Source organism: Pedosphaera parvula Ellin514 (assembly GCF_000172555.1).
In the GTDB taxonomy this organism is placed as follows: Bacteria; Verrucomicrobiota; Verrucomicrobiia; order Limisphaerales; family Pedosphaeraceae; genus Pedosphaera.
In genome coordinates this window covers 1-26073 of the sequence record NZ_ABOX02000068.1, presented here as the reverse complement: position 1 = coordinate 26073, position 26073 = coordinate 1, and the positions used below count along the sequence as shown (strand labels likewise).

Here is a 26073-nt window from a genome sequence, read left to right as displayed (position 1 = left end):
GCGCTTCATCTTGAAAGCGATTTTCTTTTCACCGCGAATGTGTTCCACGACATCGGCAACTACGCTGGCGGAAGCTACTGTGGGCGCGCCCACGGTTACCTTGCCCTCATTGTTAACCAAAAGAACCCGGTCGAAAGTAAAAGATTTCCCGGCTTCAACGTCCAGGTGTTCAATTTCCACCGTATCGCCTGCGGCGACACGATACTGTTTACTGCCAGTTTCCAATACAGCGTACATAAATTAGTTCCCCTCAAAAGGGAGGGATAAGTAAACAAAGATTCGAAGCGGTGTCAACTTCTCATTTTCGCCAACTCTCAATCAGCTTCAACTATACTAAATTGAAGCCGTTTGCGCCACCCAGAAAAAGACGATCTTTGGAATAAAACAGGGTGCTTTTCGATATGCTCAGTTTGACTGGCTTTCGGGGAGCAATAAATAACAGATTATGGTGGGCTTTAAAATTCTGTAAGTGGTTTATGAAAAGCTACTAAGTGTTTGGGATGGCCACCAGGCGGACGGGTATCAATTATTCGAAACAGAACAGGAGTGGTCATCATTTTTCTAGATAATCAGGTCCAACTGGAATTAGGATTGGACCATGCGGCATCTAAAGGCTTGTGCGAGAGATATTTTTTGGAAATTTCTTTTTTTGCCTTTCCTATTTCTGGCTGTCGGTTGCCACAGTTTCGACCATGAATGGCAGGAAGCGGTGAAGCAACCCGAACCAGTCAGGGATATTCAGGGAGCATGGCAGGGCACGTGGAAAAGTGAGTCCACCGGGCACACTGATAAACTGCGTTGCCTTATCAGCAAAGAGGGAGAGGGAAAGTATAACGCCCGTTTTAAGGCCAATTATCACAGTGTAATGAGCTTCAGTATCAATATTCCCCTCAGCGTGCAGCAGGTGGGTGGGGAATACCAGTTTACCGGTGACGCCGATCTCGGTTGGTTGGCGGGAGGGAATTACCATTATGAGGGGCACGCTATTGGCAGTAACTATTTTTCAAGTTATGCGTCAAAATATGATCATGGCACTTTCCAGATGGAAAGGCCGTAATACGTCTTAGGCATATGAGAAAAACAGCTTTGGTGGCTCTCTTTTCAATTTTATTTACAGCAACGGGAGCTTGGGCGGGTGAGTCGACATCTGCATTTCCAAGTCCGGAAATCCCTGAATTCACTTCCTGCAAACAGTTGGTGCTAGTCATTACCAAAAACTGGCAGGCGGTGCCGGGTGCAGTCTGGCGGTTTGAGCGGGCCGATGAACATTCGCCCTGGAAGAAAGTGGGTGGCAAGATTCCTGTGGTGGTTGGACGCAACGGCCTGGCGTGGGGCAAAGGGCTGAATCCGCCAGTGGATTTGCCGGGGCCGCATAAAAAAGAGGGGGATGGAAAAAGTCCGGCGGGAATGTTTCGGCTGAGTTCTGCATTTGGGTTGGCTGAGCCGAACGAGGCAAAAAATGTAAAACTTCCCTACCAACCGCTCTCCGACTTGATCGAATGCGTGGATGATGTGCAATCGATTCATTACAACTCCATTGTGGACCGGAGCAAGGTGGACAAGGTGGATTGGAACAGTTCGGAAAAAATGCGTGAGGTGGGGGAGCAATACCGTTGGGGCGTGGTGGTGGATCATAATGTGAATCCACGGGTGGCGGCGGGTGGTTCCTGCATTTTCATGCACATTTGGAAAGATGCGAAAACCGGTACCAGCGGGTGTACTGCCATGAGTCGCGAGAATATGGAGAAACTGTTGCCCTGGTTGAATCCTGCCGATCATCCCGTGCTTGTGCAATTGCCGGAAAGTGAATACAACAAGCTTCACAAAGATTGGCAGTTGCCCAAACCATGAAAAAATATTTTGTGCCAGCCTCCTGTTTGAGCCTTGTGTTCAGCCTGTTTGTGTTTCGTTCCTTTGCGCAGGAAACCAACCGGCTGCCCGAGACTTTGGAATCGCTGCAGAAACGCATCGCCAAGTTGGTCACGAAGCCGCAATACGATGCCGGTTTGTTTGGAGTAAAAATTGTTTCGCTCGACACCGGCAAAACCATCTACGAGCACGACGCGAATAAATTGTGCAGCCCGGCCTCGAACTCCAAGCTCTACACCATGGCCATGGCCCTGGATCGTCTTGGCCCGGATTATCGCATCAAAACGTCGTTGTATGCGAAGGGAAAGCCTGATGAAAACGGTGTGTTGAAGGGGGATCTCGTGATTTATGGCCGTGGCGACCCGACCATCAATCTCAAACTGCATGGCAACAGCATGGACATGGCCCTGCAGCCTTTCGTGGATGTTTTAACGAATGCCGGAGTGAAGCAGATTTCGGGGGATTTAATTGGTGACGACAGTTATTTCAAACAGCCTCCGTATGGATCCGGGTGGTCTTGCGATGATTTAGAAAATTATTATGGTGCGGAAATCTCCGCCCTGACAATCAATGACAATGAACTGATTCTCAAGGTGAAACCGGCAACGCAGGAGGGTGCGCCTTGCGAGTTGACCCTGGTTCCGTCAACGGGCTATCTCCAGTTAATCAACCGGACCAAAACGGTTGCCAGAGGCCAGCATCGCAATATCAATCTTTACCGGCCACTGGGTGAGAACGTGGTCTATGTGGAAGGTGAAATGGCAGTGGATGATGCCGGATCCAATGAGGACGCGACGTTCCATAATCCTGCGGGAATGTTTGTCACCCTGTTGAACGAAACTCTCGCCAAGCGCGGAATCAAGATCACTGGAAGCGTGCGGACGGTGAACTGGAAAGATCGCGAAGTGCAGCCATTCAAAAGCGAAGAATGGGTTGAGCTTGGTGCGGTGTCATCCCTCCCGATGCACGATATTATCCGGGAAGTGCAGAAGCCTTCACAAAATCTTTATACCGACCTGATGCTGTTGCATGTGGGCACCAAAACAGCCAAACCCGGCGCAGCCATGGAAGGGACGACAACGGAAGAACTCGGTATCAAGGCGTTGCGGACTTTCCTGAGTGAAATTGGCATCAAGCGAAATGAAACGATTTTTGATGAAGGGTCAGGACTTTCCCGTGACAACGTGACCACGCCCGCTGCCACTGTGAAACTGTTGCAGCATATGGGGCATCATAAGTGCTCAGACGTTTATATCACTGCGCTGCCAATTGCAGGCGTCGATGGAACATTGAGAAAGCGCATGAAAGGAACTGCGGGCGAAAATAATGTCCATGCCAAAACCGGAACCCTTCGTTGGGCAAATTCCCTTTCAGGTTACGTGACGACCGCGTCCGGTGAGCGCCTGGTTTTTTCGATGATGCTCAATCGATATTATAATACCGACCCGAACTTATCCAAGACGGCTGACATGGATGCGATTGCGGTCATGCTCGCTGGTTTTACTGGGAAGGCTAATGACTGAGGCTTTGCATTCCTGAACTTTTTGCAATGATAACTCTTTTTTGAAAAAAAGCAAATAGGGTGCGTACCCTGAGCTTTTTTCGGGAATTTGCGTTTTGCTTCTCTCGTAGTTTTCTATAGAATTGCTGCATGTCCGAGATCGTAAATTTTTTAAATCGTGGCGCCGCAGCAATAACGCCAGCAATTACGGAACGCGTGGCCAAACATTTGCCGCAGTGGAAACTGGAGTTTACCCAGATACACGCACCGTTATTTCCTCATTTGGTGGACCAGCTTGAATTTCTGGCGGACGCCGTGGAAGATACTGCGGAAGGCGCCTATAAAGACCTGCCTTATTATGCCCTCGCTCAAGCAACTTTTGCGCTGATTTATGCCCATAAGAAAGTCGGCATTATTCCGGACTCTGTGCTCAACCTTGGGCGGGCGGATGACTCCAGCATTGTGCGGGCGGCGTTAATTCAGAACGAGAAAGCGTTTGCCTTATATGCGGCCACCCAAAACATGGAGTGGTCCCTCGTCACCAGCCATCCGTAAATAGCGGTTGGCTGCTGTTCCTCAAGGCGCGCTGCTGGGAGATGTGGTTGCAGAGGTCTGGTTTTGTCCTGCTTTGCAAGGACCTCCGCTTTGTGGGAAAAGGTAGAGGGCTCCGAGCAGCAACACAATTGAGCGGGCGAAAGCAAAGCCAACGGATTCAAATGTTTTGGCGAAGCTGCTACTGCCCAAATTGAAACAGCCACAGGAGATGTCCAAACCACGAGCCCAGGCCTGACCGGTCGCCAGCAGGAAAACGGTGAAAAGAATGAGGGTCCAGGCAAGCGCCGGCCGCAGCGAGAATCCGACGATCAGGTGCAAGCCACAAAAAAGTTCAAGCCAGGGCAGCACTATCGCAGCCATTTGGAGCGCAAAGTTTGGCAAAGGGAGTTGATAGGCCAGAAGGCTGAGGTAAAAGTTGTGGAGGTTGCCGAGCTTGGAAAAGGCAGCCCATAAGAGGATTAATCCAAACAGCCAGCGAAGTGCCAGTTGGAAATAGCATTTGGATTTCATTTCGACTGCGCTGTTCCGGCGCTGGCTTCAGCGCGCTGATATTCCTCAAAACCGCCGGGCATGATTTTGACGTTGGAGAAGTCAAAGTTGTTGATCAGGCCCGCTGCCACCAACCAGGAGAGCGGGCAATGCTGGCCGCCGCAGTACGCCACGATCAATTCTGATTTGTTGGTGTGTTCCTCGGAGAAGTTGGACATGTCGAAATTATTTCCCGAAGGAATGCAGATGGCGTCAGGTATGTGGCCGGCATTGAAGGCGATGCGGCCGCGAGCGTCGATGATTGTGAGCTTTTGCTGGGCAGCCAAGAGCGATCTTACTTCCTTCCAGGTAATGGCCGGGATCGGATATTTGGGTGTTGGCATCGGTCCGGCACCTTCCGGCATGGCGACGTAATTCGTGGTTTTTGCAGGAGGCGTGTTCGTGGCTTGTGCCATGGGCACCGGTGGCTGGCTGACTGGTTGAGTCTTTTCTACAGTTTGTCCGAAGCGGACACCGAGAGGTGTCGTGCGATTGTAGGTGAAGCCTGCCAGGATGGAGGCTGCAAGTATCAGGAGCATCGGCGCCAACATTCCCAGTTTTGAATTTGAATTGGATAAGGCCATTCGTCTCAAGTATGCCAGTGATTGTATGCCAATCGATGAGGTTTGCAATCCTGCTCTAATTGTTGATGGCACCTGTTTTTGTCCATCCATCCGGTTCAAACCGAAATTGTTCCTGCCAATTGGAAATTTCTTAGGTTTTCAGTAGTGATTGCCAAAGTGCGTTCGTTCCCAAATACTTGGCGCATCAGCCGATGTTTATGAAAAAATTTATTGCGTTTTCAGTGGCGGTAATGCTCGCTGCCTTCCTCCCCGGATGCGTTACGCACAACAAGGATTTAGTGGGCGACGGTCCTCGCAAGTCACCACACAAAGCAACCATTAATCAAAACATGGTGTTGGAGATTGACGGGGTGAAGATTTTTCACGTTGGCTTTGACGTCGCTCCCCTGCCCGAAGCCCTGGCTCCGAATGGAAAGAATGGAATTGAAGAATTGCACGATGCCGGAGCCAATTTTCTTCAAACAGGGATGGGCGGCGCACCTTGGACTGAACAGAGTATTGAACGGGAACAGAGGTGGCAGGACGTAGCGGCGAAATACGGGATGCACTGTTGGGTTCGTTTGAGGGAGTTGGGCAGCCAGGAGCCAGGGCATCCAGAAAAAGAAGCAATGCTCAAGAGGGTGGTAAGTCGATTCAAAGACCATCCAGGAATGGGAGTGTGGAACAGCGTCGATGAACCGGAGTGGGGTAAACATCCAGTGGGACCTTTGGTGCGTGGTTATCAAATGATCCATGAACTCGACCTCAATCATCCGGTTTCGATTAACCAGGCACCGCGCGGTGCCGTCGAGTCTTTGCGCGCTTACAACGTCACCTGTGATATTACGGGCGCGGATATTTACCCGGTCAGTTACCCGCCCGGCACACACTCGCTTTTGCCCAACAAAGAGATCAGCATGGTGGGTGATTACACGAAGACCATGATGGAGGTGGCAGAGGGGAAGAAACCAGTCTGGATGTATTTGCAGATTGCGTGGAGCGGGGTGGTCAAGCCGGGCAAGACCTTACGCTTTCCGACATTTCCCGAGGAGCGGTTCATGACATACCAGGCGATTATCAATGGCGCACGGGGCATCATCTATTTTGGGGGAAATGTGTCGAAGGCGTGGAACGTCGAGGACACGACCTATGGCTGGAACTGGCATTTTTGGAATGAGGTGTTGAAGCGGGTGGTGGAGGAGATTGGAGAGAAGAGTCCGCTTTACCCGGCGCTGGCGGCTGGCAATTCGAAACTGCCGGTGAAAGTCACAGGCGCAAACAACGTGGAGTATTGCGTTCGTGAAACGGGCGAGGATATTTATATCCTGGCCTGCAAGCGCGAAGGCGATACCGTAAAAGTGGAGTTCAGCGGGATGCCTCCTGTCGGCGGCGAAGGAGAGGTAATGTTCGAATCCTCCAGAAAGGTGCTGCTAAAGGATGGGAAATTCACCGACTGGTTTGCTCCGTTTGAAGTGCATGTGTATCACTTCAAACGCTGAGCGGAACTGAAGCTAGCGCCGGGTCCATTTAGGTCCGTACGAAGGCGCCAGATTTTTGTTGGCGAGGCAACTGGTTTCCAGGTAGGTGCGGAACTCGTGGCGCTGATTCACCACCAGGTCGTGTTCAAGATCGGTGAAGACAAAAATGAGGTCATTTTTTTTGAGGTCTGGAGGGGTGATTGCAGATTCATTTTTGAAAACGAACGAAATATTTTTCTTCTTTAAATCTGCCATCAGCGTCTCGTTTTCCTGTTTTGTGCCGCCGTGTTCCGTGAAAAGGTTGATCATCTTTCCATGTTGCTGGTTGTGCCAGTCCATGAACTTTTCGGTGCGTGCATAGAGAGCATCGAACAGCCAAACTTCCTTTACATGGTCCGATAAGCCGCCGACGGTCACGATGGAGGAGATCACCTGATAACCGCCACTGTGGCCGGAAAGGATGATCCTGCCCAGAGGTTGGGAGTTGATGACCTTCCCTTTGCGAAGAGTGCTCATGACATCATCCATGAAGCGATTGAAGCCGCCCTCGTCTTCCAATTTGCCATCGAAGGAATCCGGCGCATCGTAAGGACCTTGAGGGACAACGAGAATGGCGTTGCGACCGCTTTCGGAAAATTGTTTGATGAGTTCGTATTTCGTCAAGACGCGCTCCACGTAATTGTTCCAGCCGTGGAAATGAACGACGAAATCCACCTTGTCACCCGCGCGAAACCCTTTGGGAACAAAAAGGGCGACGCTGCTGTCCTGATAATGCTTCTCAGCAGGATAAACGATGTTGTTACGCGTGCGACCTTGGGCGCGCTCTGGATGGGGAAAAGGCGCAGAAGGCAGCTTGACGCAAATCAGCCTGCCGTATTCGGCATAAGTCTCCGGCGCGGTCTCACTGTGGAGATTGCAGGAAAGGAAGGCGGCGGCCAGAAGCAGAATCAGTTTTTTCATGCGATTGCTGCATAGCATGAAGGATTCTTAAGAAATGTGAAGGAATTTGAAGGCCGAATTCGCAGCACCGGATACGGTGGGGAGACTCGTATTTGGCCTGCGATGTTTGATGCAGACTGCCTTGTTCCCTCTCCACATCACCCATGAGGGACAAGGGAGGAGATGGCCGGCCTATCCTGTGATCTCAATCTTCTTCGGTTTGGCTTTCTCCGATTTGGGAAGATGAAGCTTCAAAACTCCCTGTTCCAGTTTGGCGTTGATTTTGGAGGTGTCGACATCCGGGCTCAATTCAAAAACGCGGCGGTAATCTGCCTGAGTTGACTCAGAATAACAGAGCTCGCCTTGGGCGGTTTCCGGTTTACGCCGGCCAATAACGGTCAACAGATTGTTTTCCGCGGTGATTTCCAGGCCTGATTTGTCGACACCTGGCATCTCAACCTCTATCAAGTATTCGCCATTCATGGCAGCAATGTTGACGGGAGGCGTGACAAAGTTTTGTTCCTCCGGCCTTTCCATCCGGACCGATCGATTTTTAGTTTCAGTAAGATTGCTCATAAATATGATCCTTTCCATTGTCTGATGGAGATTGGCCATCAGGCCGGGTCTTTAAGATGATTTGACGTTGATTTGTTTGGCTTTTGCCTCTTCCGATTTGGGAAGTTCGATGGTGAGCACGCCGTCTTTGTAGTTGGCATTAATTTTTTCGGCATTCACCGCCGAAGGCAGAGTGATGCTCCGTTGGAATCGGCCAAAGAACCGCTCAGCGCGATAGTTATCCCCTTCCTTGTGTTCCTGCTCCTCCTTGCGCTCTCCCGATATAGTCAAGGCTCTGCCCTCCAAAGAAACATTGATGTCCTCCTTCTTCATGCCCGGTAATTCCGCGTTAACCGTAATTTTTTCCTTATCCTCGTAAATGTCTATGTTGGGTTCCCAGCCCTCAAAGAAGCTGGTGCTGGGTGCGATGAGCGAGAATGGATCTTCAAAAAGGCGATAGATTTCATTGCGTATCCGGCTCAATTCACTGGATGGAGCCGGAACTCCAGTATTACTTTGCTGACGTTTTGCCAATTTCATATGGACGACCTTTCAATTTGAATGTTTTTGAGTGTTTAACAGCACGGCAATTGGTTGTTTCTGAACCATTTGGGACAGCTCGCGAAATGGCTATTTTGTTCCGCTTTTAAGGAAACCTTTCCAATAAAATTTAATCCTTTTCAGTTGGGCTTTCCACTGCTCCCACGGTTAAGTTTGGGGCAACAATTTCAGGGGTGCAGGTAGTAATTCACATACTGCTTCGTTCCGCGATAACCCAGTTTAGGCAATAGGCCAGGAATGCATCAGGAGGGGTGCGCGGGAATTTTTTGTATGGCGCAGGATTTTACTTTTCAATCTTCCCGACCAGTGATTTAGTTGACCGATACTCACCTTCGTTCTTTTGCGCACGGCGTGACGGCGACCTTTTGAGGTGCCTCTTTCATTCAAACACATGCCGCCTCGCAAGCCGTTTTTATCGTTCGCGTCCGTATCACTGCTGTTTCACCTAAAGTTGTTGCGGTAAACCAAATCAAAATCAAAAGGCCTTAACCCATTAAAAATGTAAGACTATGAAAACCAAGCCCTCACCGAGAAACGAATCAATCCCTCGTTCCCACGCTTCAACCCTCCCACGCCTGGCGATAACCGCCGCCGCACTGGCGCTAGCCCTTGGTTCCACGCACGCACTGGCGCAACGCGTGATGGGCATCGATGTGTCCTCCTATCAGGGCACACCCAACTGGTCCAGTGTTCGAAGTTCAGGTATTACTTTTGCCTGGGCCAAAGCCACCGAGGGCACCACCATCACCGACGGGGATTTCACCTACAACGAAAATAACGGCAAAGCCGCCGGCGTTTACATGGGCGCTTATCATTTCGCCCACCCAAATTCGGCCAGCCCCAGCTCAGAGGCGGGCCACTTCTGGGCTGTGGCGGGGGGTTACATCCAGCGTGACGGCAAGTCCCTCATGCCGACACTGGATTTTGAAGTTTTTAGTGGCGTGGTCGGTGCCAGCAGCTACTCGGACTGGGCCAACAAGTGGTGCAACATCATCGTGTCCGATGCCGGCGCGGCTGGAGCCTCGGTCAGGCCTGTAATCTATACCAGCTCCTGTAGTGCCGGCAATTTTGATGGTAGCGTGGCGCAGTGGATTCCCTGGATTGCCAATTACAACGGCCAAAATCCGCAGACTGGCACCCCTTGGAGCGTGTGCGGTGGTTATGATGTTTGGGGCGCGGGGGTATGGGATGCGTGGCAATACAGCTCCAGCGGCTCCGTTCCGGGCATCGCGGGCGCGGTGGATCTGGACGTATTTAATGGGAGTCTGTCCAGTCTGACTTCGACGCTGCTCATTGCGGGCCCTCCATCCGGCGGTCAGGCCTTTGGTGACTTCAGTGGGGATGGGCGAACCGATTACGTTATCTTCAGGCCCTCCACGGCTACCTGGTATATCAGGACAAGTGACACCGGCGCGGTCTCTGCCTGGCCGTTTGGTAATGTGGGAGATATTCCGCTGATTGGAAACTGGACCACCGCGACTCGGGGAAACTTTGCCTTGTTCCGACCTTCCACCGCAATGTGGTATGTGCGGCAACTGGACGGGACCATCAATTCCTTCCAATGGGGTCAAACGGGCGATATTCCTCTCATTGGGGCCTGGTCAGGCCAGATGCGGGATCAAGTCTGCTTTCGTCCCTCGAACGGCACCTGGTATATCCGGTATGGCGATACGGGCCTGACTACCACTGTATCAGCGTGGGGTCAAACGGGCGATATTCCTCTCGTGGGCAACTGGGGTGGAGCTGGAATGATGGATCAAACCCTATTTCGTCCTTCCAGCGGCACCTGGTATGTGCGCATTGGCGGCGGACCGAATGGTGGCCAAACTTACAGCTTCCCTTGGGGGCAAAGTGGCGACATCCCACTCATTGGGGCTTGGTCGGGACAAATGCGGGACTCCGCCATGTTTCGTCCGTCCAACGGGACTTGGTATATCCGATTTGGTGACACCGGAAACACCACTTCGTTCGTCTTCGGACAAAATGGCGATCAGCCGATGGTGGGTAACATTTTTGGAAACGGCATGATCGATCAAATCGTGTTCCGCTCCTCCAACAATACCTGGTATGTGCGGGACGGCCATACCGGCCAGGTGTATAACTTTGGGTTCGGAAGTCCCGGCGACCAACTTGTGCACGAATAAAATTGGTTGTGTCTTCCCGCGCAAATTCTCAGGTTGGAGATGGATGAAGTTTGCTCGGGTTCTTCGATTTTGCTCCGGCGACCAGGTCTGGCCGCCGGAGTTTACTTTTTGGGGTCTCGCTCGCGGGTAGAATTTATTTAATTTAGTTTTTTTCTCTCTGCACATGCCGCGTGGCTGGATTGTTGAAAGCTCAACAATTGAGTGTAAGCCAGCCGGTTGGGAGACCATCTGTGATGGATGGCGGTTGTAATTTGCTTGAAAGTGCCTATGGATGGTGGAAAGCGGCTGGATGATTCGCAGACTACACGATCACAAAGTCTTTCGGATGGTGGAGAAACTTCCAGACGCGCAAGGCTTCGGTGACTCCCCAAGCCTGGGCATCGCAGCCCCGCTGAATGTGCGGCGCATCACCATCCACGATTTCCGGTATTTGGCCGATGCAACCTTCCATGATCAGGCGGTCCATGCTGCCGAGGTAAGCCTTGGCGACGGCGAGGGCTTCAGGTGAGTTGTTCCAGGCGCGGGCGAGGGCTTCGCAAAAGATTGGAAATGTCCAGGTCCAGGCAGTGCCGTTGTGATAAGCCGCTTTGCGGCGGGTATCCTCGTCCCCTTCATAATGACCATAATAGGGTTCGTTGGGGTTGTTGAGCAACTGGCCGTTGCAGCCATGGATGGGCAGGGGTGGAGCGACCGGCATTGGCGCCAGCGTTCGCAAAGCCCCTGGAACCACCAGATGATGGAGAGCAGCGTCGACACAGCGTCTGGCGGGTTCGCCCGTAACCAGCCCCAGGCTAATGGCGAGGAGGCAGTTGCTGCGAAGCGCATTATCCACGAGCGCATCACTGGCTGGGATATTTTTTCCAGCGACAAGCAAATCAGCAAAGTAGCCGCGGTCTTCCAGCCAAAAATATTTTTGGAATGAGATGCGGGCCTGTTCGGCCAGTTCCCGCCAGCGTTTGCGTTCCGCCGGGCCATCCGTGTGCTTGAGCAGGCTGAGGAGGCGAATCCAGAGGACTTGAATTTCAACAGGGTAACCTTCGCGCGGTGTGCCGGCGGGGTAGTTAGTGTCCATCCAGGTGAAGTGACTGGGACTCCAAATCAGGCTGGAATAAGGGTCCATGCGGATACCGTTCGGTGTGCCGGCGACATAGCCCATGGCAATGTCAGTCAGAACATCGTGGATGGTGTTATCTTCCTGATCGACTTTGAGGGCGTAAAGGCCATCGCCAAGGATTTCAGCAGCTTCGGCACACACCACACCATACCAAAGGGGAGCATCCGAGGTGTCACGGTTCGAAGCGTCATTACCGTGGATGGTGTTGGGAAGAGTGCCGTTGTTAACGAAGCGTCCGAAAGTGATGAGCAAATGTTTTACTTCATCCACCATGCCAGCGGCCAGAAGACCACGAGCGCAGATAAGGGAATCACGGCCCCAGTCAAGAAACCAGGGATAGCCAGCAATGATCGTAAAGCTGTCGTCGCGGCGCACCACAAATTGGCGTGCGGCCCGCACCAGTTGGCGGCCAAAAAGGTCATTTTCGGGAAAGATTTTGGGCGTGGCGGCAGATTTGATGCGCTTCCTGGTGGTGCCTATAACCTTCGTGTTGCTTACTTGCTCAGCGTCGGGATTGACGTTGTCCGCAGTTACCACCATGGCCACGCTATTGCCGTGGGCAAGCGGAAGTTCAAACCAGCCTGGACTGAAGGCATCGCCGCTGCCCACCTGTCCACGGCTTTGCTCCACCGGATGAGGGATGTTTTCACTCCATTCCGGTTGATGATGGTAGGTGCCGTGATCGGCGAAGACGCGCAGTTGGCGATCAATGGTGGGCGTAAAAGCGAAACCGATTTGCTCCACTGTCGGACGGGTATTTGAAGAGAAATGATAGTCCGCGCCGTCATTCCGTTTGGTTTCAGAATGGAAATTGCGATCCTCGATGTCCAGACGCACAGTCAAACGCACATCACAATTGTCCGGCAGGTGTTTGCCTTTGGAGAGATTCAGCGTGGGACGGTCAAAATGGAGCACGGTTGTATTGCAACCTTGAATCATATTGGCCGTGAGCTGGATTTCAACGGTTCGACCATCGCCAGCATTGGCCAGGAAGTGCCAGACAGCAGGAGGGCCGGGTTCAAACGAGAGGAGATTGCCCAGGTTGAGCGGGCTGATGAAACCATCGGCAACGACCCAGACGCGCAGGCGTTTGGCAAAAATGTGACGATCCACCGGTACGCGTGGATGCAGGTTGGCGCCCAGCACGCAATCGTATTTGGATTTTACGGCGCCAAGATCGACGCACATGCGGGCCATGCCGCCGATGCCGTTGGTCAACAGAACCAACGGCTGCTCCAGCGATTGATGCGCCCGCGCTTCGCTTTTAACTTCCCGGGCTGTAGTGGCGACTTCGCGGAGTTCCGGGAGATTCGAAATGGTAAGTGGTCGTGTGCTGTTGGAATCAAGACTGGGTTCTGCTGCCAGGTAACGGACCGCGGCCTCGAGTTGACGGTCTTCCAGGGCGTAGCGTTCCAGAGTAAGCCGGGCGTCGCCAGTGAATGCGATCGGCGGGAAGCAGGCAATATGACCAGCGCGAACAGGAATGGATTGCAGATGCCTGGTTTCATTGGTGCCGTGAAGATGTAAAGCAACACGGAATGGAATGGTGTCCTGCACCAGCAGCCAATGGCCTGGCGGGATTGGCAGAATCCTCTTTTTATCAATAACCCTCCAGACTACGACTGGAGGAAAACGTGCTTCCACCTTTGCCCCGGAAGTGAGCAACGCATCGAGATTTTTTTGAAGTTGCCTGCCGTCGGAAGTGGATATTGCGGCAAGGAATGTGGACGGATTTTGATCCACAAGCCGGGCGAGGTCAGGCCAGGGAATGGCAGGAATTTGTTGGACGGGAACCATGCGGCCCATCGCGGTTAGTGCCCAGGCGGCTTGCGCGCGTGCCTGTCGGTAATCTTCACCACTCAAGCCCTGCGGTTTGGGATGCGGTGAAAGGCAATGACAGCCTCCCGGACCGATGGTGAACTCAAGTTTTCCGTCTTTGTGCCTGGTTTGAGGCAGCGGGCCATCGACCAGTTCAAAACGCAGTTCGCCAATCTGATGGACAGTTTGAGCGTCGACCGCCACGGATTGCGGTTGGTCGGGGTCTGTGTTGAGCAGGATAAGGACGGAATCCCGGCCTTCCTCGGAGTCACGGCGAAGCACGTAGACCGGGGAATCCACCGGACTCAAGCGGGTGAGCTTGGCACCGTCAAAGAAACACGGGTGGTTGAGCAGCGTGGAATTCAGTTTCGCCAATTCCGGGATGATATTATCGGAGCTGCCCCAGGCCATGCCACGATTGGAATGGACATTGATTTTTTCCGGGGCGAGCCATTCCACGCCGCAGGTAAAGCCAAAGCCGCCACTCATGCTGGTGAGCGCGCAAAGTTGATTGCGCAGCAGGGACCAGGTGCGTCCGCGTTTGGCGAGGCGCTCATTATCGTGGGTTTCGCTGTAGTGGACGAGCAGGCCAATCCGTTCGCTTTGCTTGAAGCTGTGGTCCAAGTACGCGGCAATCTGCAGGGGGGAATAATTTTGGAAAAGTTCGGAATAGGCCCACTGCATGCCACCTTCGGCTAGCAATTGATCCGTGAGTTCCCAGGCACCCCCCAGGCCTTCGAGGAGGAACACGGTTTCCGGAAACTGCTGGCGCACGCGGGCGGTGATATATTGCCAGGCGGGCAGGGGGACTTTGTACCCGGCATCGCAGCGAAAGCCATCCACGCCGCGACGACACCAGATCAGAAGCGATTCGGCAATCGAATCCCACAAAGCGACATGGCTATGTTCCAACTCCACCAGGTCCTCCCAGATTGTGCCCCAAGCTCCGGGGCTGACGAATGAGCCCTTTTCGTTGCGGAGGAACCATTCAGGATTCTCTTCCTGCAATCGCGAGCCCCAACCCGTGTGGTTGATAACAATATCCAGAAAAACGCGAGCCCCTTTCAGATGGGTGGCATAGGCGAGTTCACAGAATTGGTCGATGCCGGTGGTGCGTTGATCAAATTCAACGAGAGCAGGGTCGATGGCTGTCAGGTCAAGCGCGGCATAGGGACTGCCGAACCGTCCAAAACGAGCGAAAGTGGTGGGCGTTGGATTGACCGGCAACAGGTGGAGAATGCGGCAGCCCAAGGTGTCTATAATGTGAGGCAACTGGTGGATGAGATCGCGGAATTTTCCCGAAGGTGGAATAACGGCATAGCCTTTGTTATCCAGCTCCTTAAGTTGTTCATCCAATTTCGGGTTTGCGGTATGGATGGCCGTCTTGTTTTCACCAAACATACGGGTGAAAGCACAATAAATGGTATTGCCCGAGCGGCAGGCATCAGGATGAACCGAGATGCCAATGTCTGGCCCTTCCGGCCAGAGCTGCCATCCCTTGGGATCGATCAAATAAGCCTTGGCTTTAAAATAGCCAATTTCAGTCAGAGGAAGTTCCAGACTCCAACCCAGACCGTCCGGGTTCATGGGAATGTCATGCCAGGAAGCGGCAGCAGGCGGCAATTTTCTGGTATGGGCCTGAATGATTTCTTTACACACCAGTTCGGCGCGTCCCAGATTTGTCCGCAATCGGGCCTGCCACCCCTTTGGAATCGGTTTTGCGGCAAAATCTGCCAGAGTAAAGCGAATGCGGTCGCCTACGAAGCGTTGGAGTCGCTCGCCGGGAGCTGGCAGCATGGTGGGAATCAAATTTTGCATCGTTTATTTGGCATTCCAGTGCAATTCCGCGAGTAACATCTTCACTTTAGGTCCATAATGCAATTCCACACTGAATTGCTGGATTCCGCAGAGTCAAGCATGTTCTCACTTTGGCCGGAGGAAGCCTAAATATTTCTTTGTTATAATTTGTGGCAGTGAACTTGCTGCGTTGGAACCGGTTTTATTGATGTACGGAAACCGCCGAGCCTTGTGCTGGCGAGGATATCATAGTCCAAAAAAGATAAATTAGCATGTCCGCCACGTTAACCACGAGCGAAGAGGCCCAGCTGGCGCAGACGATTGAGATGTTTGAAGTCATCACTCAATCGCAGTCGCAGGATTACCAATCATTGGAAATCCTGAAGGAAGCGTATCTCAAGCTGGGAAGGGAAAAGGATGTCATCAACACATCCAAACGGATTGCCCAAGCCTACGTGCAACTTGGTCAGCTTTCCTCGGCCATTCTTGAGTACGAGACTGTTCTTCAGCGTTATCCGGGTGATCCCGATGTGCAGGCGGCACTCAAGGAAATTGAGATCAAGGCCAATAATTTTACCGCTCCGCCGGCCCTGTCTGATTCCGTTATCATCGACACGGCACCGGACCCGGCAGCGCGATTCAAGAAAGGCGTTGGAGGAAAAGTGGTGCCCGTTGATTTTGATGATGGGCGCCAGAGCATGCAGAAGATCTTTGTCGAGGGCAGGCTCATCTCGGCCGGCGACTTTGATTTGTGCTGGAGCACGCCGGACCTGTCTGTGCCACCGATTGGGGTTAGCGAGCCATTCATTCAGCTGTTGGGCGACAAGGGTATAATGCCATCCGAAAAAAGCCTGCGGATTCTCGTCGAAAGATCCCGTCATGCCTACGTGCCAATTGAGAAGTATGACCTGGATATGGAATTGGCGCGCAAATTTCCGGCTGAGATATGCCGGCGCTGGTGCATTCTTCCTTTCGATAAGATGAGCAAAACCATTTTTGTGGCCACAGCCAACCCTTTTAACCGTCAAGCGGCCAAGGATCTGGCGGAGGCCACCCAAAACCGGTTGCTCTGGTACCTGGCGCCCCCGGCTGAAATTGTGAAATATCTTCGTAAGGTGTTCCGTTAACTCATTTATTTAAACCATGCCCCCAGTCATCAAATCATTTGGAGAACGCATTGCTGATGCGTTGGTGGAAGATGGGCTGTTGACGTCCAAACAGGTTGAAGAACTGTTGGAGCAGCAGAAAAAGGAAGGCACCCGCCTGCTGAAATTGGTGGTGGAAAAAGCCATTGTATCCGAGCAGGACATGACCGTGTCGATGGGGCGTGTATTGAATACACCGCCCATCAATCTTAGCCGTATTAGCATTATTCCGGAAGTGGCAGACCTTTTGCCGAGGGAAGTCGCACACAATTACAAGGTGATTCCCGTTTCCCGCCTGGAAAACAAGTTGTTCCTGGCAATGGCTGACCCGCTCAACGTGTTGGCCATCGATGACGTCAAGCGTCTGACGAAGCTGGATGTGGTGCCCATGATCGCTTCCGAGAAGTCGATCATCGATAAGCTTAGCAACATTGATGCCTCGAAGAGCGGCAGCATGCAGGACATCATTGATGATGCCAAAAAGGCGGCTGAGGAGGAAAAGGATCCGGACAACATAGAGGTGTCAGGGATAGCAGTCGAGGATGTCAACCTGGATCAACTGGCGGCTTCCAGCGAAGAAGCGCCGGTGATCAAGCTGGCGAACCTCATTCTGGTGCAGGCAATCAAGGACCGCGCGAGCGACATCCATATTGAACCGTTTGAAAAGGTAATCCGGCTTCGTTACCGCGTTGATGGTGCGCTGCTGGACGTGACACCTCCGCCGAAACAGATGCAATTGGCGCTGGCTTCACGACTCAAGATCATGAGCAGCCTGGATATCGCCGAACGCCGACTGCCGCAGGATGGACGTATGCGGGTGAAGGTCAGCGGCAAGGATTACGACCTGCGTGTCTCCTTCCTGCCCACGGTGCACGGGGAAAAGTGCGTGCTGCGTGTGCTCGATAAATCCAATCTGTCGGCCAGTTTGGATAAGCTTGGACTGGACCCGGATACCTTCCAGCAATTCAAGGCGGCGGTGGACTCCCCGCACGGTTTGATTCTGGTCACCGGCCCGACTGGTTCCGGCAAAACCACCACGCTTTATTCAGCGCTGAACGAACTGAACAGCCCGGTCTACAACATTGTTACTGTCGAAGACCCGGTGGAGTTCCAGCTTCCGGGGATTAATCAGGTGCCGGTGAAAAAGGAAATCGGGCTGACCTTTGCCAACGCGTTACGGTCCATTCTCCGTCAAGACCCGGACATCGTGATGATCGGTGAAATTCGCGATACCGAGACAGCGGAAATTGCAGTTGAGGCAGCGCTGACCGGTCACCAGGTGTTGAGCACCATGCATTGTAATGATGCACCGGGCGCCATTGTGCGCTTGGATGACATGGGTATTGCTCCATTCTTGATTTCCTCATCGGTCGTCCTGACCTGCGCACAACGCCTGATGCGACGCATTTGTTCCCATTGCAAGGAACCGGTTACCTACAACGAAAAGATGTATCAAGACCTAAACATTGATCCTGGAATCTTCGACGGGGTGACATTGCAACGCGGGCGTGGTTGCGAACGGTGCAAGGGTTCCGGATACTCGGGACGACTGGCCATTATTGAAGCGATGACGATATCCGATGAAATTCGCAAGCTGGTCATTGCACGTGCCAATACCCGTGAGATGGGAAAAATTGCCATCGCGCAAGGGATGAGAACCCTGCGCATGGCGGCCCTGGATCGCGCGCGTGACGGCGTGTCCACCCTTGAACAGGTGATGGTGCTCACGCAGAGTCACTAACCTGACGCAGGCAGGTGGATTGAAAAATTGCCGGACACCTGATCATCCCGGATGCCTGGCAGGATTTCTGAGGGGAGTTGCAGGTGAGCTCAAATGAGCATCGAAAGGTAAAATCCGGATTCGACAATCCAGCTTTTTGAATCAAGTATTGCTCCATGCTCGAACTTGAAGATGCCGTGGAGCGCATCCTGTCCGTCCTGCCGCAGGGAGGGATCGAAACTGTGCCGCTCTCGGGAGCCAGACAACGCGTACTGGCAGAAGGTCTTTTCGCCCCCATCAACCTTCCAGTGTTCGATAATTCGGCCATGGACGGTTACGCCGTCCGTGCTGAAGATGTCCGAACGGCGAATTCGAAATCTCCGGTTGCATTGCACGTGATTGGCCGGGTTGCCGCCGGCGAAATGTTTTCCGGCGATGTTGTGCCGGGCACATGCGTTCGTCTCTTCACCGGCTCACCACTGCCGAAAGGAGCGGATGCTGTCCTCATGCAAGAGGACACAGTTGCTGACGACGCTGACAGCGGAAGGATTTTGTGCCTTGATGCGGTGAAACCCTGGGAAAATGTCCGGCTGCAAGGTGAGGACATCAAGACTGGGGTGTCGATCGGTCAAAAAGGTAATGTCATTTCTCCTCAACTGTTGGGCCTGATTGCGGCTCTCGGTGTGAATGAAGTAACGGTTGGCAGACGCCCCGTTGTCGGACTCCTCGCGACCGGGTCTGAGTTGGTTGAGCCTGGTCAACCATTGCCGCCCGGAAAAATCTACGAGAGCAATCGCCAAATGCTTGCCCCCCTGCTCGAACAAGGCGGAGCCATTCCGCGCGTGTATCCCCTGGTCGTTGATAGTTCATCTGCCACACAAGCAGCCCTTGAAAAAGCCCTGTGTGAATGTGATCTGGTGGTGACCTCAGGCGGCGTCTCGGTCGGGGAGATGGATTTCGTGAAAAGCGCCTTCGAGCAACTCGGGGGTAATCTTCAGTTTTGGAAGGTATCAATCAAGCCGGGCAGGCCGTTTGTATTCGGTCGTTGCGGGGAAAAATTTCTTTTCGGTCTGCCGGGGAACCCCGTTTCTGCGTTTGTGACTTTCCTTCTACTGGTGCGGCCAGCGCTCAGATACTGGCAAGGTGCGAGCATTACAGGATTGCGGACTCAGCAGGGAATTCTGGATGAACCGCTGTCGAACAGTGGCGATCGCCGTCACTTTGTGAGGGTAACAATCAACGGGGCCGGGCGAGTGCATTCCGCCGGAGTCCAGGCCTCGCATATGCTGGGTTCATTAGCTGAGGCAAATGGCCTCGTGGACATTCCTCCAAAAACGATATTACCTGCTGAAACGGTTGTGCCGGTAATGCAATGGGAATTGTAGGAAACGATCCCCTCTAAAAAGATCTTTTGAAGAGCGGATTTACAAAAGCCGAGGGCGGTGGCGTTTTGGGAGCGGCTTCCGGTTTTGGCAAGAAGGAAGGATCGGTCAAGCCAAGTGCTTTTGCGGTCGGATCCATTGTGGTTTGTGAATGGAACTTTGGGGAGGCAGCAACTCCCTGAAAAGGACTGAGTGTATAGTGCGGCTGTAAGGGTTGACTGTTATCAATTAGCGCAGAATTCGGGTGCTGGGCAAAGCCTGCCTGATCAGCGTATGGATTAACAATAGGAGTGCTGGGAGTGTTGGTGAGTATTTTCTCAAAGTCCTGCCGATGCTGGAGTTGAAGCTGGTCCCGCTTCGATTGGATAAAGGCAGGGCTGCCGAAAGTGGCCACACTGTTGGCGGGTTCCTGGGCAAAGGGGTTTTGGTATTCCTTGGAGAATACATTTTTCTGGGCAGAATCAGATCCTGATTGGAATCGGTCCATGCCATTGGTTCCTGAAAGTTCCCTGGCCTGGTTCATTTCGAAGTTCTCTGCTCCTGGATTGTTGGAGGGTTTCTGCTTTGGATTCAGGCTTTCATAATACTTTTCCACAGGAGAAAGCGATTTCTTTTGGAGAGTGTCAGCTCCTTCTGACTTAAGTCCCATCATGCTTTCCATGGTGGCATTCGGGGAAAGCAATTCGGAGTCAGTGAAAGCCCAGTTTCTGCGCTTCTGCAACTGTTCGAGCGTGTGTTTATCGAGATGCTGCTGTACTGGCGGCCGAAAATGCGTTAGGGCGTCATTCTGAGGCTGGAAAAAATCCGATGGTCTGAATGAATCCCTCTCTATCGGTTTTAATTTTGAGTTGCCGGACTCCAAATTACCCATGTTGGTCGTGGTCTGGGAGCCAGCGACAGGATCGGAAAACTCAATTTTTTGTCCTTTTTTATCGCCAGCAAAAGCAGCGCCGACGCCCAGCAGGCCCAGAACCGCCAAAGTCAGGGCTAACCGGCCTTTTGAATTATGTAACGAGCAGTCCATCAGCGAACCTGATCGTAGCGTGATCAGAAAAACGAGTCAAAGTTCTTATCTAAGACAGCGGCGAGTGAGGAAACGTTCATTCAGAGAGGCGGATGAATAGCGTAAGCTTCTTATGGATAGGGATGTATATCCGAAAGAATGCTTTCCATTGCCTTGCCACTTGGATGCATCTACGGTTCCGCTTCGGATTCAGTGGTCGGAGAGGAACGCCTGCTTGTATCAGCACAAATGCCACGTTTGCTGCCAGCCACGAACTCCAGCATGGTTTTGGATGCAGGACTAACGAATTCCTGTCGGACTTCCTCAATTGCAACGGACAGTTTCTTTCCACTCCTGAACAGCAAAAGGTAAAGTCGTTTTAGTTCCAAGCGCTCCAGGGCAGCAATACCCGCGCGTCGCATCCCCACTGCATTTAAACCACACATACCATTATGACCTCTGGCGATGGCAAAGGGAGGTAAATCCTTGCTGATGGCCGAGCCACCTTGCATCAGGGCCATGGTACCGATGCGGACAAACTGGTGGACCAGACAGTTGCCGGAAATGAAAGCCCGGTCGTGCACGGTCACGTGGCCGCCCAAAAGTGCTCCGTTGGCTATGATGACGTAGTTGCCAACCGAGCAGTTATGACCAACATGGCTTCCGGCCATGAGAAAATTATTTGAGCCGATGACGGTATCCTCCTGCAACTTACTGGAGCGATGCACCGTGACATGTTCGCGGAACACGTTGTTGTCGGCGATACGAACACGGGTGGGTTCCTCCTTGTACCTCAAATCCTGAGGTGCATCACCAATAACGCAGCCGGTATGGAATTGGTTGCCAGTTCCGATCGTGGTGACGCCTGTCAAATGCACATGCGGGCCGATCACGCAATTCGGGCCCACGCTTACTTGTCCGTCAATCACGGCATAGGGGCCGACCTTCACGGAAGGATCGACTTTCGCATCAGGATGAATAATGGCTGTCGGATGAATCATCACTGACAAAAGATGACCACAACGGATTGGAAATGGAAATACCAATTAAGATGCGGAAAGTTTTCAATATGGCACCGGCGGTGAGAACTACGGTTGACATGTGTAGGTGGATTTGTATATTCACTAATAAACACGGGAGGTTATGACATCCTGGCAGAAATTGCTTTTGATTGCGGCTGCTCTGATCCTTATTGTTCTCGTATTTGGCTGGAATCGGCGGTGGTTTGCCGACGAGCCCGCTTACAAAGGGAAGACGGTTACGGAATGGCTGGACAGCATGGCGTTGGTGGATGGGCGGCGAAAGATGGATCGGACCGGCGAGTCTTCATTTGAAACGGCAAAATCTTCTTTAGAAGTAACGAACGATCCTGCGTTGCGAGCCTTGGTTGTCATGGGAGCCAAGGCGGTTCCTGTGTTGGAAAAGAGACTTTCGGAGCCGCTGCAACAGGATTTGGGATTGGCACCGTGGGACAAGCTTCAATTGGAAGCTGAGAATGAGTGGCAGAAAATCAGCCAACCAAATGGCGCCCGTGCACCCGCTCCTTGGAAGCGGATTAACAGCTATCAAGATGCCCGCAACACCGCTGCGGCCTTGGGAATGCTGGCGCTGGGAACCAACAAAGGCGCTGGCGTTACACGACTCCTCGACATGCAAATACAGCGGGATCCACCGTTTCTTGCCTTTTTGATAGCCAATCGAGGACTGCCGGAAAAGCATGAAGAAATTGTTGCCGGCATCACCGAAGGCTTGCACAACACGAACGCGATGCTGCGCCTGAAAGCGGTCAAGTTGACGCGGACGTTTCGGGGAGATTTTCAGAAATGGAGGAGTACCTTGTTGGAAATGGCGCACGATCCTGAAGAAGAGTCACGAGAGGCAGCACTTTGGGCATTGGTGACGACCATTCCGAAAGATGATGAAATCATCCGTCTTGCAGAACAAACCCTGGAAAGTACCAATAATCCCCCTCACTTAAGGGCTTTTGCTGCCGCTGGACTTCAATTGGCTGGTGAGAAAGCAACCCGTGCGCTGCCTTTATTGCGGCAAGTGTTGAAGGATAACACTAATTCTTTCCTGCAAAGTGAAGCTCGCAGAGCGATGCGGAATCTGGAGAAAATTGCGAGTGGCCAGACGAACGCACCAACGAATGCTCATCAATGAAAGTAACCCGTATCGGGATTCGGCATAAACTCCTTTGCTGAGCTTTATAACATTTCTCAAAATGAATGTCGGAAACGGAGCGAGCTATTGGCCGCCTCATCGGTTGGGGGGGTGGGAGTCACTCGAGGCGGCGCGGAGTCCGGGCGCATCTTCCCTCACCCCGCCCTCTCCCATGCGCAAAGGGAGAGGGTGGCTACGTCTGGCAGCGCATGGTTGATTGGGCATTAGGGCGCGGATGGCCATCACGGGTTGTTTTCCCATCAGAGCACAACCCCTTTTTTGACATTCTTTTTGGAGTACGGTCTAAAATGCAAAAGTGTGATGCCTTGAATTGACCTTAATCTGGCAAGGGGTTTTCGTTATTACTGGCCGCCGCTTTTTCACTGAGACGTGTTAAAATGGAAGGTGCCCACGCGGATTGGCTCTCACGCCCGGTATAAGTCTTGTTGCTTCCACTGGGATCAGGTGCGGGCATGAGACGGTTGGCGAAGGACAACAGGCTGGCGCCTGCACCGGGGAAAAGTTCATTGAGCAGGATCGCCGCTTTGGTTTGCACTCCAACGGTCAATCGTGCCGAGCCGCGACGGCAGGCTTCGATGATTTTGTGGGCGGCGCGGTCGGCATCGACCGAGAGCAGTGGCAGGGAATCGCTGATGGCAAACCAGGCATATTCGCGTTGGTGGTGGCCTTTGAATTGTGCATTCGGCGGCGAGCCAGTGCGCATCAGGCCCGGACAAACGGTGGTCACAAAAATGTTGTCCCGGCGAAGTTCTGCTCGCAATCCATCTGAGAGTCCGACGAGGGCGAATTTGCTGGCGGTGTAAGGCAGCAGATGCGGAAAGGCGATTTTGCCGCCAATGGAGGAGATGTTCACGATGCGGCCGCGACGGGCGCGCTGCATGTGCGGCAACACTGCAAGCGTGGTATACAGTGGGCCGTAAAAGTGAATGGCCATCGCATTTTGAAAATCCTCCACTGTCATGTGCTCCAATGGTCCGACCTGGATAATGCCGGCGTTATTAATGAGTACATCGATGCTGCCGAAATGAGCAATGGTCCGCTGGATCGCTTCATTTACCTGGTTTTGATCGCGTAAGTCGCATGGCAGGATTAGCACGTCGGCTCCCAACTGGCTCAGTTCAGATTCTGCACGTCGGAGTTCATCTAGGTCACGGGCCAGTAAGGCGAGTTGAGCACCTTCACCAGCCAGTTGGCGGGCCATGACAAGGCCCAGCCCCCGGGCTCCTCCGGTGATGACCACGGTGCGATCATAAAAAGAAAAACGTGAGCGTATCCGCCTGGCTTCCAATGCTGCGCCGATGCCAAATCCTACCAGCAGCCCTGCAAGTGATTGAGCAGTTCTCCTATTCATAGTCCAGCCCTCCTCTCGTAATCCAACCCTTTGAGTGCTCAAAATTTCTTATCATTCCGAAAGAAATCAACGGGGGGAACTACTCAGGTGCATGCTTTATGGGGCGGTAACGTAACCGTGCGCCATCAAACATAGGAATAGGATGGCTTTCCAATGAATGGTTCATCTTCGGGATAGGCTTAATAAATAGGGGGGATTACTGAAGACTTCTGTGGTTGGAGGTAGGAATTATGCGGGCCAAGAGTAAAAACCCGGAGCATCATGATGATGCCCCGGTCGAGATGTAACTCCCTTTTCCCCACTCTCATTAATTGATTGCCGAGGTGTTTCGGCGGGCCGCCTCATCCAATCCAAAAATAAGGCCTCCGAACACTGCCAACGGAGCGATTGCCCAGAGAGTCAACACAGTCATTTGACTGACCGTTAAATCAACACGTGGCAAAAGCGCAAATGCAAAAACACAAATCCAGACCATCACCGGAAGGAAGGTTGCGAACTGCACACGAGTTCGAGCTCGTCTGTCACGAATAATCGGCAGGAAGCGATGTAGAAACAGTCCGCTAAACATCGACAACACCGTCAGCGCGACGGCTGCCAACCCGATCCATTGCTCGGTCGGATTCATGCGGCTCCAAGGTTTGGGCGCACTCAGTGCGAGCGGTGTGATATAAGCCAAACCAGAAAGCATAATGCAGAGAAGTTTTAGTTTTCGCTCCCGTGGCTCTTTCAGTGCCGTCACTTTTGCAAACTCAGCTTCAAGTGCCTTGGCCTGCCCAATCCGCCGGACAGCAGCTTCGAAAGCCTGCTCCTCGCTTGATCCTGATCGGATCTGCTGCTGCACGTCCTCGCGCAGATGACTTTCCAGTTCATCCAGCAGCGCGGGGGTTTTGATTCCAGTCGCCAGCATCTCCCGGCGCCAATCTGCGATTTTTTCGTTTAGATTAAACATATTGTTCCTTTTATTCCGCAAAACCGCCTCAAGGGCTTTCCGCCACCAAACAGCGAACTCACTTACTATCCGCGCGAGAGTGGGCATCCCTCCGAGCCTCGACTTCCAGTTTCCAGTAATGGATGATCTCCCGCTTACGAAACCAGTGTTGCGACTTGTTCCGCGCGGCGGTGTCGATTCCCCAATTCAAACCCAATCCCAGCTCCCGTCGGGAGAAACAATCCCCACAGGATGGTCACAAACAACTGGCCCATGGGGAAGTCATGATGCGGCAGGATAATTTGGAAACAGACCAGCGCCCAAAGGGTAATAAGCACTCCGCTAGAAATGTAAATGGCATTTCTGAACTGCCTGGCACGGATGACCGAAATCATTTTGTGGCTCAATCGTCCGCCCCAAACAAGCAAAGCCAGAGTGGCAGATGCGGCCAAGCCAGAGATTTGCTGGCCGGACGTTAGCTCTGAAATGCCTTGGAACTTGAAAAGAAAAAAACAGACCGCGATCAACGAATGCAAGCTCGTGGCAATCAAGATTACGATTTCTGCCAGTTTCGCGTTGCGCGCTTTCCTTGTTTCTTCAACTTTCTTGAATTCGCTTTGAACCATGCGCGCCTGCCCGATTTTCTTGACGGCAGAATTGAATGCTTCCGCTTCGCTTCGTCCCAGCTTCATCTGCTGTTCGATTTCTTCGTGCAGATGGCTTTCCAGTTCTTCCAGCGGCACGGGGCTTCTGATGCCAGCAGCCAGCATTTGATGCCGCCACTGCTTGATTGCTTTGTCCAAGTCAAACATGTTGTTCCTTCCATAGGCCGCTGAAAACCGAAGAAATCACGGTCCATTGTTCAAATTTTTCATTGAGAGCCCAATGACGGTCCTTTTCGATTGAATAGTATTTGCGCTTGCTCCCGTGCTCAATCT

The 26073-nt window shown here is 52.6% G+C and carries 22 protein-coding genes; 10 read left to right on the top strand and 12 right to left on the bottom strand.

Annotated elements, in window-relative coordinates:
• Positions 1-237 (bottom strand): 50S ribosomal protein L21 (gene rplU / locus CFLAV_RS29190; RefSeq protein ID WP_007418530.1); only part of this gene is annotated, 237 nt, incomplete at its 3' end.
• Positions 238-598: 361 nt separating this feature from the next.
• On the opposite strand from rplU, the gene CFLAV_RS29185 reads away from it, so the two are divergent.
• From CFLAV_RS29185 to CFLAV_RS29170, 4 genes are all read left to right on the top strand, one after another.
• A complete protein-coding gene (locus tag CFLAV_RS29185; RefSeq protein ID WP_007418529.1) occupies positions 599-1057 on the top strand; it encodes a hypothetical protein in 459 nt (152 codons plus the stop codon).
• A gap of 14 nt (positions 1058-1071) precedes the next feature.
• Positions 1072-1851: a L,D-transpeptidase family protein gene (locus CFLAV_RS29180; RefSeq protein ID WP_007418528.1), complete on the top strand. Its 780-nt coding sequence runs from the start codon at positions 1072-1074 to the stop codon at positions 1849-1851.
• Positions 1848-3392, top strand: coding sequence for a D-alanyl-D-alanine carboxypeptidase/D-alanyl-D-alanine endopeptidase (gene dacB / locus CFLAV_RS29175; protein ID WP_007418527.1), 1545 nt, complete (start codon positions 1848-1850; stop codon positions 3390-3392). Before CFLAV_RS29180 ends, dacB begins: the two co-directional genes overlap by 4 nt.
• A 128-nt stretch (positions 3393-3520) precedes the next feature.
• Positions 3521-3925 carry a YkvA family protein gene (locus CFLAV_RS29170; RefSeq protein ID WP_007418526.1) on the top strand — a complete coding sequence of 135 codons (405 nt, stop codon included), beginning with the start codon at positions 3521-3523 and terminating at the stop codon, positions 3923-3925.
• A 21-nt stretch (positions 3926-3946) separates the two neighbouring features.
• Here CFLAV_RS29170 and CFLAV_RS29165 read toward each other — a convergent pair whose 3' ends face one another.
• Positions 3947-4435: a MauE/DoxX family redox-associated membrane protein gene (locus CFLAV_RS29165; protein WP_007418525.1), complete on the bottom strand. Its 489-nt coding sequence runs from the start codon at positions 4433-4435 to the stop codon at positions 3947-3949.
• Positions 4432-4992 carry a rhodanese-like domain-containing protein gene (locus CFLAV_RS29160; RefSeq protein ID WP_040550696.1) on the bottom strand — a complete coding sequence of 187 codons (561 nt, stop codon included), beginning with the start codon at positions 4990-4992 and terminating at the stop codon, positions 4432-4434. Before CFLAV_RS29160 ends, CFLAV_RS29165 begins: the two co-directional genes overlap by 4 nt.
• A 242-nt stretch (positions 4993-5234) precedes the next feature.
• Between CFLAV_RS29160 and CFLAV_RS29150 the strand changes: the two genes are divergently transcribed.
• Positions 5235-6515, top strand: a complete 1281-nt coding sequence (locus CFLAV_RS29150; protein ID WP_150107667.1) for a hypothetical protein — start codon at positions 5235-5237, stop codon at positions 6513-6515.
• 12 nt (positions 6516-6527) lie between these two features.
• Here CFLAV_RS29150 and CFLAV_RS29145 read toward each other — a convergent pair whose 3' ends face one another.
• From CFLAV_RS29145 to CFLAV_RS29135, 3 genes are all read right to left on the bottom strand, one after another.
• Entirely contained in the window at positions 6528-7454 is a 927-nt protein-coding gene (locus CFLAV_RS29145; protein ID WP_150107666.1) for a hypothetical protein, read from the bottom strand.
• A 171-nt stretch (positions 7455-7625) separates the two neighbouring features.
• Positions 7626-8009 carry an Hsp20/alpha crystallin family protein gene (locus CFLAV_RS29140; RefSeq protein WP_007418521.1) on the bottom strand — a complete coding sequence of 128 codons (384 nt, stop codon included), beginning with the start codon at positions 8007-8009 and terminating at the stop codon, positions 7626-7628.
• 51 nt (positions 8010-8060) lie between these two features.
• On the bottom strand, positions 8061-8528 hold the full coding sequence (locus tag CFLAV_RS29135) for an Hsp20/alpha crystallin family protein (protein WP_007418520.1): 468 nt from the start codon (positions 8526-8528) through the stop codon (positions 8061-8063).
• A gap of 530 nt (positions 8529-9058) precedes the next feature.
• Here CFLAV_RS29135 and CFLAV_RS33390 point away from each other — a divergent pair.
• Positions 9059-10693, top strand: a complete 1635-nt coding sequence (locus tag CFLAV_RS33390; protein WP_007418519.1) for a glycoside hydrolase family 25 protein — start codon at positions 9059-9061, stop codon at positions 10691-10693.
• Between the two features lie 301 nt (positions 10694-10994).
• Here CFLAV_RS33390 and CFLAV_RS29120 read toward each other — a convergent pair whose 3' ends face one another.
• Complete coding sequence (locus CFLAV_RS29120; RefSeq protein WP_007418518.1) at positions 10995-15443, bottom strand: amylo-alpha-1,6-glucosidase; 4449 nt, start codon at positions 15441-15443, stop codon at positions 10995-10997.
• A gap of 251 nt (positions 15444-15694) precedes the next feature.
• On the opposite strand from CFLAV_RS29120, the gene CFLAV_RS29115 reads away from it, so the two are divergent.
• The 3 genes from CFLAV_RS29115 (at position 15695) to CFLAV_RS29105 (ending at position 19672) form a co-directional block, all read left to right on the top strand.
• Positions 15695-16549, top strand: a complete 855-nt coding sequence (locus CFLAV_RS29115; protein WP_007418517.1) for a tetratricopeptide repeat protein — start codon at positions 15695-15697, stop codon at positions 16547-16549.
• Between the two features lie 16 nt (positions 16550-16565).
• Positions 16566-18308 carry a GspE/PulE family protein gene (locus CFLAV_RS29110; protein WP_007418516.1) on the top strand — a complete coding sequence of 581 codons (1743 nt, stop codon included), beginning with the start codon at positions 16566-16568 and terminating at the stop codon, positions 18306-18308.
• 155 nt (positions 18309-18463) lie between these two features.
• Positions 18464-19672 carry a molybdopterin molybdotransferase MoeA gene (locus CFLAV_RS29105; RefSeq protein WP_007418515.1) on the top strand — a complete coding sequence of 403 codons (1209 nt, stop codon included), beginning with the start codon at positions 18464-18466 and terminating at the stop codon, positions 19670-19672.
• A gap of 13 nt (positions 19673-19685) precedes the next feature.
• Here CFLAV_RS29105 and CFLAV_RS29100 read toward each other — a convergent pair whose 3' ends face one another.
• Together CFLAV_RS29100 and lpxA are read right to left on the bottom strand one after the other, a co-directional pair.
• Positions 19686-20693, bottom strand: coding sequence for a hypothetical protein (locus CFLAV_RS29100; RefSeq protein ID WP_007418514.1), 1008 nt, complete (start codon positions 20691-20693; stop codon positions 19686-19688).
• Positions 20694-20863: 170 nt separating this feature from the next.
• Positions 20864-21673: an acyl-ACP--UDP-N-acetylglucosamine O-acyltransferase gene (gene lpxA, locus CFLAV_RS29095; RefSeq protein ID WP_007418513.1), complete on the bottom strand. Its 810-nt coding sequence runs from the start codon at positions 21671-21673 to the stop codon at positions 20864-20866.
• 142 nt (positions 21674-21815) lie between these two features.
• On the opposite strand from lpxA, the gene CFLAV_RS29090 reads away from it, so the two are divergent.
• Complete coding sequence (locus CFLAV_RS29090; RefSeq protein WP_007418512.1) at positions 21816-22835, top strand: HEAT repeat domain-containing protein; 1020 nt, start codon at positions 21816-21818, stop codon at positions 22833-22835.
• 337 nt (positions 22836-23172) lie between these two features.
• Here CFLAV_RS29090 and CFLAV_RS29085 read toward each other — a convergent pair whose 3' ends face one another.
• From CFLAV_RS29085 to CFLAV_RS29075, 3 genes are all read right to left on the bottom strand, one after another.
• Complete coding sequence (locus CFLAV_RS29085; RefSeq protein ID WP_007418511.1) at positions 23173-24207, bottom strand: SDR family NAD(P)-dependent oxidoreductase; 1035 nt, start codon at positions 24205-24207, stop codon at positions 23173-23175.
• A gap of 307 nt (positions 24208-24514) precedes the next feature.
• Complete coding sequence (locus CFLAV_RS29080) at positions 24515-25156, bottom strand: permease prefix domain 1-containing protein (protein WP_007418509.1); 642 nt, start codon at positions 25154-25156, stop codon at positions 24515-24517.
• 134 nt (positions 25157-25290) lie between these two features.
• A complete protein-coding gene (locus CFLAV_RS29075; protein WP_007418508.1) occupies positions 25291-25947 on the bottom strand; it encodes a permease prefix domain 1-containing protein in 657 nt (218 codons plus the stop codon).
• Positions 25948-26073: the final 126 nt, after the last annotated feature.